20 protein-coding genes and 1 riboswitch are annotated in these 19641 nt (G+C 42.0%); of the genes, 4 read left to right on the forward strand and 16 right to left on the reverse strand.

Going from position 1 to position 19641, the window contains the following annotated elements; all coding sequences use genetic code 11:
- Positions 1–15 precede the first annotated feature (15 nt).
- The 9 genes from hisS to BFG52_RS13720 form a co-directional block, all read right to left on the reverse strand.
- Positions 16–1311, reverse strand: coding sequence for a histidine--tRNA ligase (gene hisS / locus BFG52_RS13680; RefSeq protein WP_067557387.1), 1296 nt, complete (start codon positions 1309–1311; stop codon positions 16–18).
- Positions 1308–2423 carry a flavodoxin-dependent (E)-4-hydroxy-3-methylbut-2-enyl-diphosphate synthase gene (gene ispG, locus BFG52_RS13685; RefSeq protein WP_067557389.1) on the reverse strand — a complete coding sequence of 372 codons (1116 nt, stop codon included), beginning with the start codon at positions 2421–2423 and terminating at the stop codon, positions 1308–1310. Before ispG ends, hisS begins: the two co-directional genes overlap by 4 nt.
- 31 nt (positions 2424–2454) lie before the next feature.
- On the reverse strand, positions 2455–3249 hold the full coding sequence (locus BFG52_RS13690) for a helix-turn-helix domain-containing protein (RefSeq protein WP_067557392.1): 795 nt from the start codon (positions 3247–3249) through the stop codon (positions 2455–2457).
- Complete coding sequence (gene pilW, locus BFG52_RS13695) at positions 3240–4055, reverse strand: type IV pilus biogenesis/stability protein PilW (RefSeq protein ID WP_407639213.1); 816 nt, start codon at positions 4053–4055, stop codon at positions 3240–3242. Before pilW ends, BFG52_RS13690 begins: the two co-directional genes overlap by 10 nt.
- Before the next feature lie 39 nt (positions 4056–4094).
- On the reverse strand, positions 4095–5330 hold the full coding sequence (rlmN, locus tag BFG52_RS13700; protein ID WP_067557395.1) for a 23S rRNA (adenine(2503)-C(2))-methyltransferase RlmN: 1236 nt from the start codon (positions 5328–5330) through the stop codon (positions 4095–4097).
- 149 nt (positions 5331–5479) lie between these two features.
- Complete coding sequence (ndk, locus tag BFG52_RS13705; RefSeq protein WP_067557398.1) at positions 5480–5911, reverse strand: nucleoside-diphosphate kinase; 432 nt, start codon at positions 5909–5911, stop codon at positions 5480–5482.
- Positions 5912–6005: 94 nt separating this feature from the next.
- Positions 6006–6206 (reverse strand): Fe-S cluster assembly protein IscX, encoded by a 201-nt coding sequence (iscX, locus tag BFG52_RS13710; RefSeq protein WP_067557400.1) that lies wholly within the window; start codon positions 6204–6206, stop codon positions 6006–6008.
- 88 nt (positions 6207–6294) lie between these two features.
- On the reverse strand, positions 6295–6846 hold the full coding sequence (locus BFG52_RS13715) for a phosphatase PAP2 family protein (protein WP_067557403.1): 552 nt from the start codon (positions 6844–6846) through the stop codon (positions 6295–6297).
- Positions 6847–7005: 159 nt separating this feature from the next.
- Positions 7006–8289: a glycosyltransferase family 4 protein gene (locus BFG52_RS13720; protein ID WP_067557406.1), complete on the reverse strand. Its 1284-nt coding sequence runs from the start codon at positions 8287–8289 to the stop codon at positions 7006–7008.
- Between the two features lie 182 nt (positions 8290–8471).
- Here BFG52_RS13720 and BFG52_RS13725 point away from each other — a divergent pair, with 182 nt between their 5' ends.
- Both BFG52_RS13725 and BFG52_RS13730 read left to right on the forward strand, forming a co-directional pair.
- The gene (locus tag BFG52_RS13725) at positions 8472–8795 is read left to right on the forward strand and encodes an SEL1-like repeat protein (RefSeq protein ID WP_067557409.1); all 324 of its coding nucleotides are present in this window, start codon (positions 8472–8474) and stop codon (positions 8793–8795) included.
- 121 nt (positions 8796–8916) lie between these two features.
- Positions 8917–9378, forward strand: coding sequence for a tetratricopeptide repeat protein (locus BFG52_RS13730; RefSeq protein ID WP_071890141.1), 462 nt, complete (start codon positions 8917–8919; stop codon positions 9376–9378).
- A gap of 26 nt (positions 9379–9404) precedes the next feature.
- Here the strand turns inward: BFG52_RS13730 and BFG52_RS13735 are convergent, their stop codons facing one another.
- Both BFG52_RS13735 and acnA read right to left on the reverse strand, forming a co-directional pair.
- Entirely contained in the window at positions 9405–10199 is a 795-nt protein-coding gene (locus tag BFG52_RS13735; protein WP_067557415.1) for a tRNA threonylcarbamoyladenosine dehydratase, read from the reverse strand.
- A gap of 124 nt (positions 10200–10323) precedes the next feature.
- Positions 10324–13077 (reverse strand): aconitate hydratase AcnA, encoded by a 2754-nt coding sequence (acnA, locus tag BFG52_RS13740; protein WP_067557419.1) that lies wholly within the window; start codon positions 13075–13077, stop codon positions 10324–10326.
- Between the two features lie 499 nt (positions 13078–13576).
- On the opposite strand from acnA, the gene BFG52_RS13745 reads away from it, so the two are divergent.
- Positions 13577–14269: a hypothetical protein gene (locus BFG52_RS13745; protein WP_067557422.1), complete on the forward strand. Its 693-nt coding sequence runs from the start codon at positions 13577–13579 to the stop codon at positions 14267–14269.
- A gap of 38 nt (positions 14270–14307) precedes the next feature.
- Here BFG52_RS13745 and BFG52_RS13750 read toward each other — a convergent pair whose 3' ends face one another.
- Positions 14308–14835, reverse strand: coding sequence for a dihydrofolate reductase family protein (locus BFG52_RS13750; protein WP_067557424.1), 528 nt, complete (start codon positions 14833–14835; stop codon positions 14308–14310).
- A gap of 161 nt (positions 14836–14996) precedes the next feature.
- Positions 14997–15064, forward strand: a riboswitch (Fluoride riboswitch).
- Between the two features lie 136 nt (positions 15065–15200).
- Complete coding sequence (locus tag BFG52_RS17380) at positions 15201–15335, reverse strand: hypothetical protein (RefSeq protein ID WP_267284027.1); 135 nt, start codon at positions 15333–15335, stop codon at positions 15201–15203.
- A 39-nt stretch (positions 15336–15374) separates the two neighbouring features.
- Here BFG52_RS17380 and ppa point away from each other — a divergent pair, with 39 nt between their 5' ends.
- Positions 15375–15917 (forward strand): inorganic diphosphatase, encoded by a 543-nt coding sequence (ppa, locus tag BFG52_RS13760; protein WP_067557430.1) that lies wholly within the window; start codon positions 15375–15377, stop codon positions 15915–15917.
- On the opposite strand, the gene BFG52_RS13765 is transcribed toward ppa, so the two are convergent.
- The 3 genes from BFG52_RS13765 to BFG52_RS13775 all read right to left on the reverse strand — a co-directional run bounded on the left by BFG52_RS13765 (position 15918) and on the right by BFG52_RS13775 (position 19636).
- Positions 15918–16736 carry a TatD family hydrolase gene (locus BFG52_RS13765; protein ID WP_067557433.1) on the reverse strand — a complete coding sequence of 273 codons (819 nt, stop codon included), beginning with the start codon at positions 16734–16736 and terminating at the stop codon, positions 15918–15920. It lies immediately after the preceding gene.
- 5 nt (positions 16737–16741) lie between these two features.
- Complete coding sequence (locus BFG52_RS13770; protein WP_067557436.1) at positions 16742–17689, reverse strand: RsiV family protein; 948 nt, start codon at positions 17687–17689, stop codon at positions 16742–16744.
- A gap of 357 nt (positions 17690–18046) precedes the next feature.
- Positions 18047–19636 carry a peptide chain release factor 3 gene (locus BFG52_RS13775; protein ID WP_067557439.1) on the reverse strand — a complete coding sequence of 530 codons (1590 nt, stop codon included), beginning with the start codon at positions 19634–19636 and terminating at the stop codon, positions 18047–18049.
- Positions 19637–19641: the final 5 nt, after the last annotated feature.

Raw genomic sequence — 19641 nt, forward strand, 5'->3', positions numbered from 1 at the left:
ATGATTCTGGTCAAATTATCTGCTAGAAAGCTGTTGTTGCAGGAATGTGCTTATCTCTGCAATGGCCACCGTGCTTTGATCGGCATTCGCCAATGTTTTCACCGTCAATTGCTGCGCATCCCATTCACGCTCACCCAAGATCAAGGCATATATTGCACCAGATTGATCTGCTTTCTTCATTTGGCTTTTCATAGAACCCGCTGAACCCACTTTTAAACGGATGCTAGAACCAGCTTGCTCTAATTGATCACGAATGTTTTCAGCAAGTACCAAGGCTTGCATTTGATAAGCGACATCGGCCAATAAGAAGACTTCACAATCACGCTGTACCTCATCCTGAGCCACTTGCTCAAGTAACAACAATAAACGTTCAATCCCCATGGCAAAGCCAACAGCCGGCACAGATTGCTCCGCTTTACCTTTAAGCTGTCCAACTAGACCATCATAGCGTCCACCCGCACAAACCGTTCCTTGTGAACCAAGGTGAGTTGTTGTCCACTCAAAAACTGTTTTGTTGTAATAATCTAGCCCACGGACTAACTTTTGATTGATTACAAAGTCGATGCCTGCGGCTTGAAGATATTGCTGCAGTTGCGCAAAATGTTGCAAACTCTCTTGTTGTAAGAAGTCATGCAGTTTCGGTGCATGTTCTAAAATCTTTTGCGTATTGGCATCTTTAGAATCTAAAATTCTGAGTGGGTTGGTGCCAAGACGACGTTGCGAGTCTTCGTCCAAATCTGCTTTATGGGCACTTAAGAAGTTCACCAACGCATCACGATAAGCCGCACGTTCATCGCTTTCACCCAAGCTATTGAGTTCCAGCTGAACTTTATCTGAAATACCTAAACGTTTCCATAGACGCGCCGTTAATAAAATAAGCTCCGCATCCATGTCTGGTGTTGCCACACCAAAAGTTTCCACCCCAAATTGATGAAACTGACGATAACGACCTTTTTGTGGTTTTTCATAACGAAACATCGGTCCGTTATACCAGACACGCGGTGTCGCACCACGCAGCAAATTATGTTCAAGCATGGCGCGTACACAGCCTGCTGTCCCTTCAGGACGCAAGGTCAGTGACTCAGGTGGATTACCTTTATCTAAAAAGGTATACATTTCTTTTTCAACAATATCCGTCGCATCACCGATGGAACGTTTAAACAAATGCGTATGCTCAACCATCGGCAAACGAATTTGTTGATAGCCATAAGCATCCATGAGGGATGCCAGTTGCTGCTCTAAACGTCTCCAAGCCGGTGTTTGGCTCGGGAGTATGTCATTAAAACCTTTGATTGCGACGATTGAACTCATGATGAACTACGAATGATCTCTTTAGATTTAGCTTCTTCAAGCACCTTAACACGTTGACGAACCATATTTTCGATCTCATCAACCAATTGGTGAGTATCAATTAAATGGCTCTTTTCGCCGTTATGATACACCAGTGAACGCGGACTCGCACCTACTACGCCAATATCGGCTTCTTTGGCTTCACCAGGTCCATTGACCTTACAACCAATCACAGAAACATCCATCGGCGTGCGCACATCTTCCAAGCGCTCTTCTAACATTTGCATGACTTTGATGACATTAAACTCTTGTCGTGAACAACTCGGACAGGCAATAAAGTTAATCCCGTTCGAGCGTAGCCCCAAAGACTTTAAGATATCAAAACCAATTTTGATTTCATCTTCAGGCTCGGCAGCCAAGGAAATACGCATGGTATCGCCAATGCCTTCCATCAACAGCCCACCCAAAGCAATCGCAGACTTCACCGTACCGGTACGATAAATCCCCGCTTCGGTCACCCCGAGGTGTAAGGGGTTATCGATTTGCTTAGACAAGAGTCGATAAGCATCTAGCGTCAAAAATACGTTTGATGCTTTCACCGATATTTTAAACTCATGAAAATTCAGTCGGTCTAAAATATCGATATGCCGCAATGCCGACTCTAACAATGCTTGCCCAGTCGGTTCACCATATTTCTTTTGTAAATCTTTCTCTAAAGAACCGGCATTCACCCCAATTCGCATAGAGATATCATGATGTTTTGCCGCAGCAACAACTTCACGAATTTTGGCTTCTGAACCAATATTACCTGGGTTAATACGCAAACAATCTGCGCCTAAATCTGCAACTTTTAAAGCAATTTTATAATCAAAATGAATATCGGCAACCAAAGGTACATTGACGAGTTTACGGATTTCACCAAAAGCGGCGGCCGCTTCCATACTGGGCACAGAAACACGCATGATGTCTGCACCGGCATCGGCACAACGTTGAATCTGTGCAACCGTTGCCGCAACATCACAGGTTTCTGTATTGGTCATACTTTGAATGGATATGGGTGCATCACCACCAACATAAACAGAACCAACCCGGATTTTACGCGTTGGACGTCGTTGGATTGGATTTTCGATCATGATTGTGCTCCACAGCTTTTCATCAGCAACATTAACGAGATAAACGGAATTCAGCTTTACCATTTACCGTATATGGAGATAATGAAATCTGCTCATCATTAAGGCTTAATGACACAGCCGTTGCATCATCAAGGCGAATTTGGAATGGCGAGCTGCCACTGAGTTTTAAACGGTCGGCTTGGCGTCCCGTTGCTAAAACTTTACCGGTACCATCCACAATATGTACCGATGTCGGATGATTAAACTGCAAGCTCAGCTGATCACCGCTGGCAGCCTGATTAGACTCCCCTAAAGACAGCACTTGCACCGCTTGTTCAGTATTGTTGGTATCGGCAGCGACATCGGATTTCTTCGCAGACCATTTTTGTGCCAGTATCACCAGCATCCAAATTATCGCAACAAGCACGATTGCCAAAGCAATGCGTTTTAACCATTTTTTATTACGGTCACTGTTGGAACCTGGCAATTTACCCATAATTTTGATGGGTGAATCTTGCAAAGTATGATGCGGCAAGCGACCAGTGTCATTTTCATAAATTTCATCAAAACGCTGTATGAGCGCAGTCGCATCGACATTTAATAATTTTGCATAAGAGCGATAGTAACCTTTAATAAAGGTTGCTTCAGGCAGACGATTGTATTCATCTTGTTCTAAAGCATCTAAGGTTTTGAGCGGCATGTTTAGGCGCGCAGCAACATCTTCAACTGTAAGCGCTTGCTTTGTCCGTATTTGACGTAAGTACTCGCCAGGACGTTGAACATTTCCTAATGCATTAGGTGCTACGTTTGAACCTGTAGGTTGCTGTGAATTAGGATTTACTTCCATACGGCCTCAGTACTGTACTGTAATTTTAGATAACGTTGATATTCTGGACTCTCAGGAAAAGCAACTGCAAGCTGATTAATCAACACTTGCAACTGATTCTGCTGATGATTAGCACGCGCTAAACGAATGCCCAACCAAAGTGCCCGAGCACTCTGATTATTATGACCTGTTTTCTGAACATATTGTTCATAGAATGCGGTCGCAGCGACACTATTGTGCTGCAAATAATGTAGTTCTGACAACTCTAACATTGAAATACTAGAATCGGGTCTAACTTGCAAGGCTTGTTTAAAGTTTTTTTCAGCCAAAGCGAAGTTTTGTTGTAGCAAATAAATGCGTCCCAGATTTTCCAATGCACGATAACGCTGTTCATAGCCCAAGTGCTGTGCTGCGAGCTGAAGTTGTGCAATGGCTTGATCATAGCGTTTAATCTGAAACAGATAAGTACCGTAATTATTATGTAGCTGAGGGTTATTGCTATCTCGCGCAATCGCCTTCAAAAAATATTGTTCTGCTTGTTGCAAATGTTCGGGGCTACCGTCTTGTTGTAATAAAACGCCCATCATCATATTGGCATTGGGATCTTTAGGTGCTGTAAGCAAGGCTTGGTCTAAGGCTCGTTTCGCAGCATCTAAATCCCCTTGGCGAATATACTCGGCAGCCATCTGCACACGAATTTTAGCCGCTTTTTCTGGGTCTTTCGCCCCTAATGTCGCGCGCGGGTTATGATGACATCCCTGAACACCGCATAGACCTAAAGCGATTGCAAACCCTGCAATACGACTTAAAGTTAACGCTTGGTTCAAAGAAAGTACTCCTATGTACAATATAATTAAAAATAAAAACTATGAAGAACTACGCATAATCACATGTTGTTGTTCTACTTTTTTCTTCCACTGGGCAGCACGACGGGTACGGTCAGCCACTTGCCCCACCAATTGCCCACAGGCAGCATCAATATCATCACCACGTGTCTGACGAATGGTACAGACAAAACCAGCATCCGATAAAGTTTTCTGAAACGCCATAATCCGATTACGACTCGAACGCCCATAGGGTGCATGTGGAAATGGATTAAATGGAATTAAATTAATTTTACTTGGTAAATTTTTCAATAATTTCAATAACTGTTGTGCATGTTCAGGCTGGTCATTGACACCATCTAACATGACATATTCAATGGTGACATGACGGCGTGAACTGTCATGACCATCTTTAGCCAAATAACGTTGGCAAGCAGCAATTAACTCTGCCAATGGATATTTTTTATTGATCGGGACTAATTCATTTCGTAGTGCATCATTGGGTGCGTGTAACGAAATCGCCAAAGCAACATCGATATCTTGAGCCAACTGGTCTATTTTAGGCACCACACCGGAGGTTGACAAGGTCACTCGGCGCTTTGACATCCCATAAGCAAAATCATCGAGCATAATTTGCATTGAACTTAATACAGCATCATAGTTCAACAGCGGTTCCCCCATGCCCATCATCACCACATTGGTCACGGTACGTTCACGCTCTGCTATCGCAACCTCTTCCATATAAGAGTAGTTTGCCATCCACAGCTGACCAATAATCTCGGCAGGTGTCAGATCACGTTGAAAACCTTGTTTACCCGTCGAACAAAATGAGCAATCTAATGCACAGCCCACCTGAGAGGAAATACATAGGGTTTTACGTGCGCCGGTTTTATCATCGGCTGGAATCAGTACAGTTTCCACCAAAGAGCCAGCGCCATCACCGACACGAAACACCCATTTACGTGTACCATCTTTAGAATAATGACGATGTACCACTTCAGGGGCGCGAATCTCACAGCGTGCCATGAGCTTTTCTCGTAACTTACCGGAAATATTGCTCATGAGGCTAAAATCGGTCACAAAAAACTGATGAATCCATTTCATGACTTGCGTTGCACGAAATTTTTTCTCACCCATCGCTTCAAAAAATTGTTCTAGCTCTTGCCGTGACATCCCCATTAGGTTGACTTTAGGGGCAACAGCATCCTGTGGCTGTACCAGCGCGGCATCGCGTTGCTGGGCTTGTGCTGGGGATGAAGTGAGCACTTCAGTGTTCATGAGGAATACCTAAAACGACGAGTTAACAAATAGTCTGCGCGGGTGCAATCAGCAAAACCGAATAAAAAACCGAACAACAAATCAAAGATTGAGAAAAGAAAAAACCAAATAAGGAGTATAACACTTATTTGGTTTTCGCTTTTGGTGTATTAACGTGTACGTGGGCAGATTTCTTCAGCAGTGAAGAAATAAGCAACTTCACGTTCAGCAGATGCAACAGAGTCAGAACCGTGCGCAGCATTTTCATCAATGCTTGTAGCAAAGTCTGCACGGATAGTCCCTGCAGCAGCTTCTTTAGGATTGGTCGCACCAAGAATTTCGCGATGAGCAAGAACTGCATTTTCGCCTTCAAGTACAGACACAACAACTGGACCAGACGTCATGAATGCAACGAGGTCAGCAAAGAAACCACGTTCTTTATGTTCAGCATAAAAACCTTCTGCTTCAGCTTGGGTTAAATGCTTCATTTTAGTCGCAACAATTTTAAGACCAGCTTTTTCAAAACGTGCAAAAATATCACCGATGTGGTTTTTTGCAACTGCATCTGGTTTAACAATTGATAAAGTGCGTTCAATCGCCATGACGAGGCTCCTCAAAGATATCATGAAAAATTGGGCGCATTATACAGAGTAAATGAGCCATGATCAGCTTTTGATATGTAAAAAAAGCAGTTTTTTAATTTGCTTCGTCGATCCAAGCCATTTGTATGGCTTCTAATAAGCCCTCAGATGACTTTTCGGGGTCATCGCTAAAATCGTCTAATGCACAAACCCAACTGTGTAAATCGGTAAAACGAACCCACTGTGGGTCGACATCCGGATGCGCCTCCAGCAACTCAATGGCAATATCAATGCTATCACTCCAACGTAAACCCATACTTCGTCCTAGATATTTCAAATTATGGCTATACTCTAACAAAGCCATTGAACATTGACTATGATTGACAATGTAAGCTAGCGCTTTTTTAAAGGCTAATTTGCAGATAATTGGCAGATAAAATCACCAAACCGGCAACACTGGCACCAATCAAAGCCCCCACCAGAACATCACTAGGATAATGCAGTCCTAGAACCATACGCGACAATGCCACCAGCACCGTAAAAGGCAACATCAACCATAATAAACTTGGCATAATATAGCCCAGCACCACACTCAGCATAACGGCATGTAAAGTGTGCCCAGATGGAAAACTAAAGTAATCCAAAGGATGTTCACCACGCATAATCACTTGGTGTACTTGATATGGGCGGGGTCGTGTGGTGTGTTGTTTTAACCATTTATATATCAGCGTTCCAACACTACATCCCAACACAATGAATACCATCTGCCGCCAATAAGCCCAGCCCTGCATCACATAAGCAATCATCAATAATACATACCAAAATATGCCATTACCCAAACGACTCACCCAGCGGAAAAATAATGCAATTCTTTGATAATGGAGAAAATCATTAAAATATAGGCAACCTTTTAAATCTAAATCTAATATTTTTATTTTAGCGTTCTTTAGCTTCATCACGGTCTCCCTGAGTCGATCTGCCGATCTTGCCTGGCGAGTCGACATGGTCTCAATCACAGTGTTTTTTGTTGTTTCACTTGTTGATCATCTACCTTCTTGCAAACTTCTTGCAAAGTTGTTTTCAAGGTTGTTGTTACAAATTAGCTTGTTTTGCGATTATTGTAGTTGCATCTGATAGGCGTATTTAACCTGATATAAAGCACGTTCAAAGTCCTGAACCACATGCTGCCATCCAACATTCTGTACCCGCTGTGCTGCGTATTGACCCATCTCTCGCAACTGCGTTAAGTCAGGCAGTTGTAACAAACAGCGTTGAAATGCTTGACTTTGTTTTAAGGGAATACGCCAACCACTCCGCCCCTGCTGCACATACTGCTGAGCACAGGCATAATCATAAGCAACCACAGGCAAAGCACTTGCCATCGCTTCTAACACCACATTGCCAAAGGTTTCTACTTGGCTTGCAAACACAAACACATCGGCACTGGCATATGCTGTTGCCAATGCCTGATCGCGTAAAGCACCGGTAAAAATGACCTGCCCTTGCGCCAAAGCCTGTAAGCGCGCCAGATCAGGACCATCCCCCACCACAACCATACAAAAGTCTTTGCGTTGGTCACGCAACTGTAAATAATGCGCAATCAATTGATCGACTTGTTTTTCTGGCGATAAACGCCCCACATAAAGTAATACCGTGGTGGCTGCATCAACACCCCATGCGGCGCGACACTGTTGACTGCGATATTGCGGTGAAAAGCGCTGAGTATCGACACCTCGTCCAATAAGCACCATCGGGCAGTACACACCAAAAGCCAGCAATGCCTGCTCGGTATCTCGACTGGGCACGCAGGTCAACTGGGTTTGATTATGAAACCAACGTAAATAATGTTGTATTGGTTTCATCAGAAAAGCCAAATCAAAAAAACGACTAAAATCCTGAAATGGAGAATGAAAACCGCTGGATATAGCGATTTGCAGATGTTTTGCTGCATAGAGCGCAGCCAAGCCTAAAGGACCTTCTGTCACGATATGCACCACATCGGCATTAAAATGCTTTAAAGCGGTTGCAACCTTTTGGTACTGTGGCCAACCAAACTGTAAGCCACTATAACGTGGAATAGTCTGTGCTTTGACCAGACATTCCCGATTCGGCACAAAACGATGACAGCTTTGTTTTTGTTGTGGGCGAATCAATAAAATCTGATGCCCTTGGCGCTGCAAGCCTTGGCATAACTGCAATAATGTCATTGCCACACCATTGATTTCTGGTGTCCATGTTTCTGTAACAATGGCAATTTTAAGTCGTGGTCGGGTCAAGGTTTGTACATCAAGAGCAGTCATTGCAGCCAAACTTGATGTATTTTTGGTTAAATAAAGTGGCGTAGGGCTACGGAAATGATGAGCCTTTTCAAAGAAAGGTTGTGCATACTGATGTGTCATAAAAGCACCCAATAAGCTAATTTTTACTGAGCATATCGTGGTGTTCTTTCAGTTTAATGTTGCTTTGATGACAGTTTATTGAAAAAACAAACTGCGTATTAAATAACTTACTCAACATTTGCATTGCTATAGGCTACACTTCTCTCATGCCTCTGAATGAATGATAATAATGAAGGACAATTATGCGATATATTTTTTTAGCATTATCAATACTAGGTAGCACTGCTTGTAGTCCCAATACATCCGATGTAAAAAAAGAGCAGTCCGAGCAAAACGCAAGCAATATATCTCAACAAAAAAATGATGATTATTTTGATACAGCCGTGCAACTGTTAACACAGGGTGGTGTAGAAAATGTAACTTTAGCGATCAAAGCGCTAGAACAATCTGCAACACAGGGAAATAGTGAAGCACTTTATAATTTAGGAACCATCTATCATTATGGGAAAGCAGGAACGATAGATTATAAAAAAGCTTTAGATTATTACTTACTTACTTGCTGCTGAAAAAAACCATTTAATCGCTACACACAATATAGGTATTCTATATCAGTTTGGTCTTGGTCTTCATCAAGATTACGCTGAAGCATATAAATGGTATAAAAGATCTGCTGATCAAAAACTTCCTATGTCTATAAATTCAATAGGAGCTATTTATGCAAAAGGATTGGGCGTCAATCAAGATCATAAAAAAGCTTTTGCATATTTTAAAAAAGCTGCAGAACTAGGCGATATAGCAGGTGCCTATAATCTTTCCTCCTGCTATAAATACGGAAACGGCACGCCTAAAGATGAAAAACAAGCCTTTTATTGGTCTAATAGAGCAGCTAAAGATAATCATCCTCGTGCTCAAAATCGTGTGGCAGAGTACTACCAGCAAGGTATTGTCGTCCCTCTAGATGAAAAGCGTGCTTTTTACTGGTATAAAAAAGCAGCGGAGCAAGGTTTAGCATCAGCTCAATATAATCTCGGCTTAATGTATGAAAAAGGGCAAGGTACCACGAAAAACTTAGCGCATGCTAAAGTTTGGTACTTAAATGCAGCAACACAAGGCAATCCCGATGCTTTAAAAAAAGCGAATGCTTTGTAAAACTTATAAAAATCCTGTCTCACACGCTAATCTGATACAGGAGCCGCATTTTGTTTCTTAGGACCGAGCTGCTCTAATTTCTTAAACACCTCAGCAACAGCAATCATGGCAAAGCTAGAGGTGACTACGACAGCGGAACCATAACCGCCACAGCGGAGTCCTGCACTGGCACAAACATCGGCACTCGAAAATGGATTATCAATCGAGTACACGCACGTAATGCCAAATTTCTCTTTGGGCTTTTTACAAATCCCCATGGCACGTAGTTGACTGCGCAATTTGGCCAACATTGGATCTTGTTCTGTTTTAGACAAGTCGGCAACCCGGATCTTTAAAGGGTCTAATTTACCGCCGGCACCACCAGAAACAATCAAAGGTATTTTATTAAAACGACAATGTAACATCAGTGCCAACTTCGCTTTAACATCATCAATGCAGTCCAATACCACATCGGGTGGAGTAGCCAAAATCTGTTGTATATTATCGGCGCTTAGATAATCATCCACCAGATTGATTTTAATACGTGGGTTAATCTCACGACAGCGCTCAGCCATCACCGTTATTTTTTCATGCCCCAAACTACTACTCAACGCCGGTAGCTGACGGTTCATATTCGATGCCGCCAAAACATCCATATCGACCAAGGTTAATTCAGCAATCGCACTACGTGCCAATGCTTCAACCGCCCATGAGCCTACGCCACCAATGCCAATAACCATGACATGACTCTTTTCAAAATATTGAAATGCACGATCACCATAAATTTTGGCAACACCCGCAAAACGGCGATCATATTCATCTGAAGAAGTTAATACAGTCATGGTGAGTCTATATCATGTTAAAAATACCGCGCTATTCTAACAAACTTACTCCATAAAAGTGTCTAGTCATGAAAAAAGGCTCTATACACATAGAACCTTTGTTATAAAAATATCAGTTTATAATTTAAGCGGCCAGGATATGACGTAGTACATAATGCAAAATCCCCCCGGCTTTAAAATATTCCACTTCATTAAGGGTATCGATACGACATAACACTTGGAACTCATCACGACTACCATCTGCACGTTGTACCGTTACCGTTAAATGTTGATGTGGTTGAATATCATCGGATAATCCATCAATAGACAATTGTTCATGTCCAGTGAGATTAAGCGTATGCCGGGTTTGATGGTCTATAAACTGGAGTGGTAATACCCCCATCCCCACCAAGTTAGAACGATGGATCCGCTCAAAGCTCTCCGCAATCACAGCCTTAACCCCCAATAAATTGGTGCCTTTGGCAGCCCAGTCACGCGATGAACCAGTACCATATTCTTTACCCGCAATAATCACCAAGGGAACATGCTGTTCTTGATAACGCATTGCTGCATCATAGATCGACATTTTTTCTTGGCTTGGGATATAAAGCGTATTCCCCCCTTCTTCTCCACCCAACATTTCGTTTTTAATCCGAATATTGGCAAAGGTACCACGCATCATGACTTCATGATTACCACGACGCGAACCATAAGAGTTAAAGTCTTGTGGCGCTACCCCTTGTTGTTGCAAATAGCGTCCAGCGGGGCTGTCCTTTTTGATATTTCCTGCCGGTGAAATATGATCGGTCGTCACAGAGTCACCTAAAACCGCCAAGATATTGGCTGATTTAATATTTTCAATTGGCGCAGCAGGCTGGTCGATATCGGCAAAGAAAGGTGGGTGGCGAATATAAGTCGAATCCTCTTGCCATACATAGGTTTGACTGTCAGGAATTGCAATTGCTTGCCAAGTCTCATCGCCATCAAATACCGCAGCATATTCTTTATGGAACATCTCGGTATCAACTTTTTGCAATACATTTTGAATGTCGGATTGAGTTGGCCAAATATCTTTTAGATAAACATCTTGCCCGTCTTTATCGACTGCAATCACATCCTGACTGATATTCAAACGAATGGTGCCGGCTAATCCAAAAGCAATCACTAAGGGGGGTGAAGCCAACCAATTACTTTTGACCAAAGGATGTACCCGCCCTTCAAAGTTACGGTTACCAGACAGTACCGATGCTACATTCAGATCGAAGCGTTGAATAGCGTCTTCTATCGGTTTAAGCAAAGGACCTGAGTTACCAATACACGTAGTACAACCATAACCCACTAAGTTATAGCCGAGCTTATCTAAATACGGCAATAATCCTGCGGCAGTTAAATAGTCCGTGACCACTTTAGAGCCTGGTGCCAAAGAGCTTTTCACCCAAGGTTTGAGTTTCAAGCCTTTTTCTACAGCCTTTTTCGCCAATAACCCTGCCGCCAACATCACACTCGGATTTGAGGTATTGGTACAGGATGTGATCGCTGAAATCACCACATCCCCTTGTTGTAGCGGATAGCGATGTCCATCGATTTCAAAATGTGGCTGCTCACTGTGTAAGGCTGCGCTTTTGGCATCAATTGCTGTTCCACCGCCTTCATTGCGCATGCGTTCTGTAGCTTCTATAGAAGGTTTTAAATCAAGATCAAGCATGGCTTGGAAAGCCTTAGGAATATCGGCAAGCACCACACGGTCTTGCGGACGTTTGGGTCCAGCGACACTGGCTTGTACCGTATTCATATCAAGGCTTAGGCTATCGGTAAAAATAGGTTCATCGCCATGATGGCGCCATAAGCCTTGCGCTTTGCAATAGGCTTCGGTCAAAGCAATACGCTGTGCATCTCGACCGGTCAAACGCATATAATCCAGCGTCACCTCATCGATGGGGAAAAAGCCGCAGGTTGCACCGTACTCGGGTGCCATATTGGCAATGGTTGCTCGGTCTGCCAGTGCTAAATCGGCTAGCCCATCACCATAAAATTCAACAAATTTTCCAACAACACCTTTTTGCCGCAACATCTGCGTAATGGTTAAGACCAGATCTGTTGCCGTAATTCCTTCGCGTAGCTTACCCGTTAGTTTAAAACCAATCACTTCAGGAATCAGCATCGAAATCGGTTGCCCCAGCATGGCTGCTTCGGCTTCAATCCCGCCCACACCCCAACCGAGTACCCCCAAACCATTAATCATGGTGGTGTGTGAGTCTGTTCCAACCAAGGTATCTGGGAAGGCAAAGCTTTGCCCTTCACTTTCACCCAGCCATACGGCTTGTGCCAAATACTCAAGATTGACCTGATGACAAATCCCCGTACCCGGCGGTACAACACGGAATTGTTGAAAGGCAGACTGCCCCCAACGTAAGAACTGATAGCGCTCAGCATTACGATACATTTCTAGCGCAACGTTCTCTGAAAAAGCTTGCTCTGTTGCGTAATAATCCACCATCACCGAGTGATCAATAACCAGATCGACAGGTGATAAGGGATTAATTTGATTGGGATCCCCTCCCGCTTTGGCAATGGCTGCGCGCATGGCCGCCAAGTCAACCACGGCAGGGACTCCGGTAAAATCTTGCATCAACACCCGCGCAGGTCGATACTGAATTTCTTGCTCTGAACAGCGTGTTTTTTGCCAATCGACAAGCGCTTGGATATGCTGTTTTTTGACTGTTTTATCATCTTCAAAGCGCAATAAATTTTCCAATAACACTTTTAAAGATTTGGGTAAACGAGAACAATCACCTAATGCAGTCTCCAAAGCTTTTAAATGAAAGATTTGATACTGCTTTTCCCCAACAGACAAAGGTTGTAATGCATTAAAACTATTGATCTTACTGTACTTAGACATAGGTCCGTCCTCCGGCTTGCTGATTTTGAAGCTAGCTTGTAAAACACCCTATTCCACTTTATGCCAAATCTAAAATTGTAATGTTATTAATTGGTTAACTTGAAGTATATTGCAAATCAATCGCTTTTAACGCATAAAAAACACATTTCAACTGATAATATAATAATCAATTTCTTATCAATAACTTATTATAATTATCTAAATTTAGGGTCATCCCGAATCTGGCTGAATATCCCAATTTAGCATCCACATAGTCATGAAAATTTATGAGAGATTTTTTGAGAAATACCAAGAGATCATTTATGCTATGTCTGCTTTATTATTTTTAGATTCAACATTATTTTAATTTTATCTGCAATATACTCAGCTTTGATCATGACCGAACTGATCGCAAGATAAGCTAGATTAATCCAATGCTTTTTTGATTAATCGCTTTGGGGATTAAATATTTGAGAGTGAAATACCGTTTCAATGAAATAGCAAAGATAAGATCATCACGATGCCACAAAAAATAGCAAATGCAGCAAATAGCCGCGCTAACAAAAAAAACCAGCCGCATAAGACTAAAAAGCAGAATCATTTTAAGCTCATTGTTGCCGCTATTATTTTTATCATACCACTGCTATTTTTTCCTGCGGAAGCACATTCTAACTGGCAATATTCTATCTATAAATTACTCAGTGAAAAATTTTATCTTAGAATTGGTCAACATGGTCCTTTACCTTTTTTTACTGTATTAACGAGCATTTATAGCGTCCTTATTATCTTTATTCTTGAGTCTTATATTTTTTTATTATTTTTAAGAAAACAAGGTTGTACTAAGAACTATCAACAATTTTGTTATGATTTTCTGACATCGAATAAATTTGGCCCGTTTAAAACATTCACAGGGCTGAATCATCCATTGCTACAGAACAGCATGTTGTTTGCTGGTTTTGGTATCGTTTATATCGGTATAATATTGAGTTTTTTCGATGCAGATATTTCAATTCAACAGAGTCGTAGAGGTGCACTCTTTCATTTCGCTTATAATTATCGTATTGGCGTGATCATTGTTGAGATGCTTCGCAATCTCTTTAGTATTATGCCTATTTTTCTTTTTTTAGCGACAATGCTTTATCTTTTCAATATCGTCCGTGGTGTCGGCTATGGAAAAATTAAACCACAGCCCAACCAAAAGACCAAACGTTAAAGACTAAATGTGACCAACTAAATATTCAAAAATAAATATTAAAAAAGGTAGGTTTTTTTAATAATCGTATTGGCAATCATCTCTGCTTGGATCGATTTTAAAGCGACTGCTTGTATCTTATTCTGAGGAAACAATGGAATACCTGCACCAAGTAATACTGGCATCTCATAAATTTCTAACCGATTTAACAGATTATTTTCAATAAATGTATTCTGCAATTGTGTTCCACCAACCACCCATACCCGACCATGATATTGCTGTTTAAGCATGTCAACCAATGCCGCTGGGCTGTGTTGCCAAAGTTGTAAAGATGGGTGCACAAGCGGTAAATCTGCCTGAGAACTAACAATAAAACCTTTTTGATGCGGATAAGGCCAAGCTTCACCAAAAGCACAAATAACTTCATAGGTTTTTCGTCCCATCACGATAATATCAATATCCTGAATGAATGCATCATAACCGCAATCAATATGTTGGTACGCTGTGAGAAAATCAAAACGACCATCCTCAGTTGCAATATAACCATCTGCACTGGTTGCGATATAACCTATAATCTGTAACGACATATTATCCAATATCCACGGCTTAATTTTATGAAGTGATTATAAAATAATAGTTCGCACAGTAATCTTTTATTTTCCTTACATGGCAGAAAATAAAGACCCGATAAATAAAAGCTGTAGCGCGCTAAAAAAATAATTGATCTTTTCGCTCAACAGATTATGATAATTCTTCAGGAGATGGTCATCCTCCTCTAACAAACCGCCACGATCGGCTAATGATGCCTACGTTTCCCTCATTGCAGGGTGCGTAGTCACGTGCTCTGCAGTTATTCAACTGGAGCCCCTTATGCCACTTTCTCGATATCATTTTTCTATCAATCATTTTCTGTCTTGTTATGATGTTCAGCATCATCAACATTCGCCTTTTTTTAACCCTCGGTATGATGCTCGGTATAACGACCGCATACATGATATGTTCCTGCAGCCAGAGAACGCATATAGACGTTATTTTTCACTGAGTACATTTTATGTTGTGTTGCAGGCATAATCGGACTAACTTTCATTTAAAAATAAATCCGTAAAAATTTAAAAAGGAATAAAGAATGAGTTTTAATAAAATTTCTGCTGGTATACACCCACCTGAAGATTTCTATAGCATCATTGAAATCCCAGCATATGCCAGTCCAATCAAATACGAAGTCAATAAAGCATATGATGCTTTATTGGTTGATCGCTTTCTCAGTACAGCCATGAGTTATCCAGCCAATTATGGTTATATTCCACAGAGCTTAAGTGAGGATGGTGATCCATTAGATGTTCTGGTGTTGGCTCCTCATGCCGTGGTTGCGGGGAGTGTAATTCGTAGTCGTCCTATAGGCGTGATGTATATGGAAGATGAGCATGGGCTCGATGCCAAGATCATTGCCGTGCCCCATCCCAAACTCAGTGCAGTATATGATAGGGTAAACGCCCTGACGGACTTAGCCAAACTTGAACTGGATAGAATCCAGCATTTCTTTGAGCATTATAAAGACTTAGAAACAGGAAAATGGATGCGCTTTAATGGTTGGGGAGATCGTGACGCCGCCCAGCAAGAGATTTTAAAATCCGTTCAAGCCTATGCCACCCAACACGATCATCATTGATTATAAGCGCAGTGCCTGATGGCTATTGCGCCATAAAATCTCAGCCAATGTCGCACATGGCATTTGTAATACCTCTGCCAAAGCCGTTAAAACATAAGGTAAATTGGCAGGGGTATTACGTTGTCTACTTTGATGCTGATCATAGCAACAGCGTGGTGTCATATCTGGACAATCCGTTTCAATCACCAAATGCTCTGCGCCCAATTGCTGAACCACCTGCAAGAGTTTTTTAGCATTCGGCTGAGTAATCTGCCCCGTAATACCAAGTTTAAACCCCAGTTTTACCAAAGCTTTGGCTTCTTCTACCCCACCACTAAAAGCATGCGCAATACCACCATGCTGAAATTTAAGCTGCTTTAAAATAGCTAGACATTCAGCATGTGCCTTACGAATATGCAATAAAACCGGTAAATCATAGCGCTTCGCCAGCTCAATTTGCGCCATAAAATACTGTTGTTGTTGCGCTTGTATAGCAGCATTTTTATGCTGTGGCAAAAAACGATCTAAACCAATTTCACCAATGGCCACACATGAATAGCGATTTAAAAACCGTTCTAAAGCTTGCAAGTCTGCTGGTCGATGCTGTTCAACATATACTGGATGTAGCCCTGGTGCCAATAAACATTGTGGGGTCTGATCGACCTGCTGTAATTGTTGCTGTGTTTGCTGTAAAGCCTGAAATCGCTCAGCCACAAAGCCAATCAACAACAGCTTTTCCACCCCACGCGCTTTGGCCTGCTGCGCCAACTCAATACGATCCAGCGCAAATTCTTCGACATCAAAGTGCGTATGGGTATCAAATAAAGCATAAGGCAGCATTAGACTTACTCAGGTTGTACTGCGCTACTGGCATTTAGATTCGCCTCAGCTGGAATATATTGCTCTTTTAAAATACCTTTTAATTGTGCATAAGGTAAAACTAAACGCGGTAACCCCACCACATAAGGTCCAATTTCATATTCAGCATACTGCAAAATTAAACCCTGTTTCCCCAAATAAAAATTATTGGTCATTTTAAAAGACCATGTTTGCTCATAATCTTGTACAGAATTTGCCAGATTATTGTCTTTGATCCAGCTTTGAAATGCGGCATAGGCAAGTTTATTTAATGCTGGATATTGTTTATTTAGGACAATATCTTTTAGGTTCATGACCTTTTGCTTTTCTAAATCAAAATTATAATAATTTTGTGCAGAAGCACCATGTGCTCCCCCCAAATAACTACTGCTATTGAGTACCACCGTCGCCAAAGGCGGGGTCGAATTTAAAATCTTAGGGCTAATACTCAGACTCATTTTATGTTTTGCCCCTAAGGTATTGAGCTCTTCGTTCAGTTTTAAGAACTGCGTCAAATAAGGCTGTACTTGAGTTTGTAATTGTTCTGCTGGGGATTGCACCGCCAAAGTAGCTTGACTGGCAGCAAGCTGCGTATGTACCACCGAACTGGCATTCGGCTTAGTCGATTCTTCTTCACCCAATGACTGTTGCAACTGCGTGACAATCGCTTGGTCGATCAGCTCATCCAACACAAACTGATTGCTGTGTAAGCGTTCCACGGCAAAATCTGGACAATTTTTACCACTGCACTCTGGTAATTGCAAACGCAATGGCTCAGCACGTCCATCCAATATAATACGTGGTTGTTCAGCCTCGGCAGCGGATGCCGCAGACTCTTCTAATTTATTCTCTTGTTTTTTCTGTGGTTGACAAGCACTTAACAGCCCCACTGTCCCAATGATCGTTAGCATCATGACCATGCGTGTTTTTAGCATCAGCAAACCTTCTTAAAAAATTTCAAATGTATTTAAATCTTTCACAGCTTAGAACACAATTCTGAGCGACTCAAGACAGTTTTGTGTGATCTAAGCAGTGCTATTGCTCGATTGAAGCTGGCACATAAATATGAAAAAGCGGTTGGATTGATTAAACCCAACCGCTTAACGCTACACAACCACTTAACGCTGTAGCACACAAGCTCTGTGTCTGTGCAATTTCAAAACTGCACAGAATTTACTTCACTTTTTAGTACCACTACTGACCATCAACTCAACATTTGCCGAATGCTTCATTACGCACTGTCTGTTGCGTTGAGGGCATAGCAAGTTATCTAATCCGCGTATTCCCGCGCATTAATGTTCACGTGTTGCATTGAAGATAATGTCTGGATAACGCTCCTGCATCAATTGCAAATTGACGCGACTAGGTGCCAAGTAAGTCAAATGTCCGCCACCATCAACAGACAGCTGGTCATAGGCTTTCTTCTTAAATTCGTTAAACTTTTTCTCATCATCACAAGACACCCAACGCACAGTATTGATATTAACTGGCTCATAAATACAATCCACTTTGTATTCTTCTTTTAGACGATAAGCCACTACATCAAACTGCAAAACGCCGACAGCACCAACGATTAAGTCATTATTGCCTTGTGGCATAAAGACTTGTGTTGCACCTTCTTCAGACAGTTCTTTTAAGCCTTTTTGTAGCTGTTTGGATTTTAATGGATCTCGTAAACGTACCCGACGGAACATTTCTGGTGCAAAGTGTGGAATTCCTGTGAAATGTAAATTTTCACCCGAAGTAAAGGTATCACCAATTTGAATGGTACCGTGGTTATGTAGACCAATAATATCACCCGGCCATGCTTCTTCTAACTGCTCACGTTCACCCGCCAAGAACGTTAATGCATCACTAATACGGACCTCTTTACCAATACGGACATGGTTCATTTTTAAGCCTTTTTCATACTTACCTGAACACACACGCATAAAGGCAATACGGTCACGGTGTTTAGGGTCCATATTGGCCTGAATTTTAAAGACAAAGCCAGAAAAAACGGATTCAGTTGCAGCCACTTCACGTTCTTTGGTTGGATGAGCTTTAGGTTCTGGTGCCCAATTTAAGAAAGCATCGAGAACATGGTCAACCGCAAAGTTCCCCAATGCTGTACCAAACAATACCGGTGTTTGCTTACCTTGTAAAAATTGCTCACGGTCCAAAGGCTCATTCGCCATTTGCACCAACTCTAAGGACTCTTCAAAAGCAGCAAATGCAAGATCGCCCACTTTTTCACGGATATCGGGATAATCATAACCATCACGAACTTCAATCTCTGTAATGGTCGAACCGAAGCCCGCTTTATAAAGATAGAGCTTTTCTTCGGTAATATGATAGACCCCTGCAAAATCACGCCCCATCCCCAATGGCCAAGTAATGGGAACACAACGAATTTTGAGTACATTTTCAATTTCGTCTAATAGCTCTAAAGGCTCACGGATTTCACGGTCCATTTTGTTGACAAAAGAGATGATTGGCGTATCGCGCATGCGACAGACATCCATCAATTTAATGGTGCGCTCTTCCACGCCTTTGGCGCCATCAATCACCATTAAGGCAGAATCCACTGCGGTCAAAGTGCGGTAAGTATCTTCGGAGAAGTCTTCATGTCCTGGAGTATCCAGCAAATTAATGACATGATTTTTATACGGAAACTGCATTACTGAGGTGGTAATCGAAATACCACGTTCTTTTTCCATTTCCATCCAGTCCGAGGTTGCACCACGGTCAGATTTACGGCTTTTGACCATCCCCGCAACTTGAATGGCTTTGCCCCACAACAGCAGTTTTTCAGTCATGGTGGTCTTACCCGCATCGGGATGCGAAATAATGGCGAAGGTTCTGCGTGCCTTTACCTGCTTGCTTAGTTCATCTTGAGACATATATT

This window comes from Acinetobacter larvae (assembly GCF_001704115.1).
Taxonomy (GTDB): domain Bacteria; phylum Pseudomonadota; class Gammaproteobacteria; order Pseudomonadales; family Moraxellaceae; genus Acinetobacter; species Acinetobacter larvae.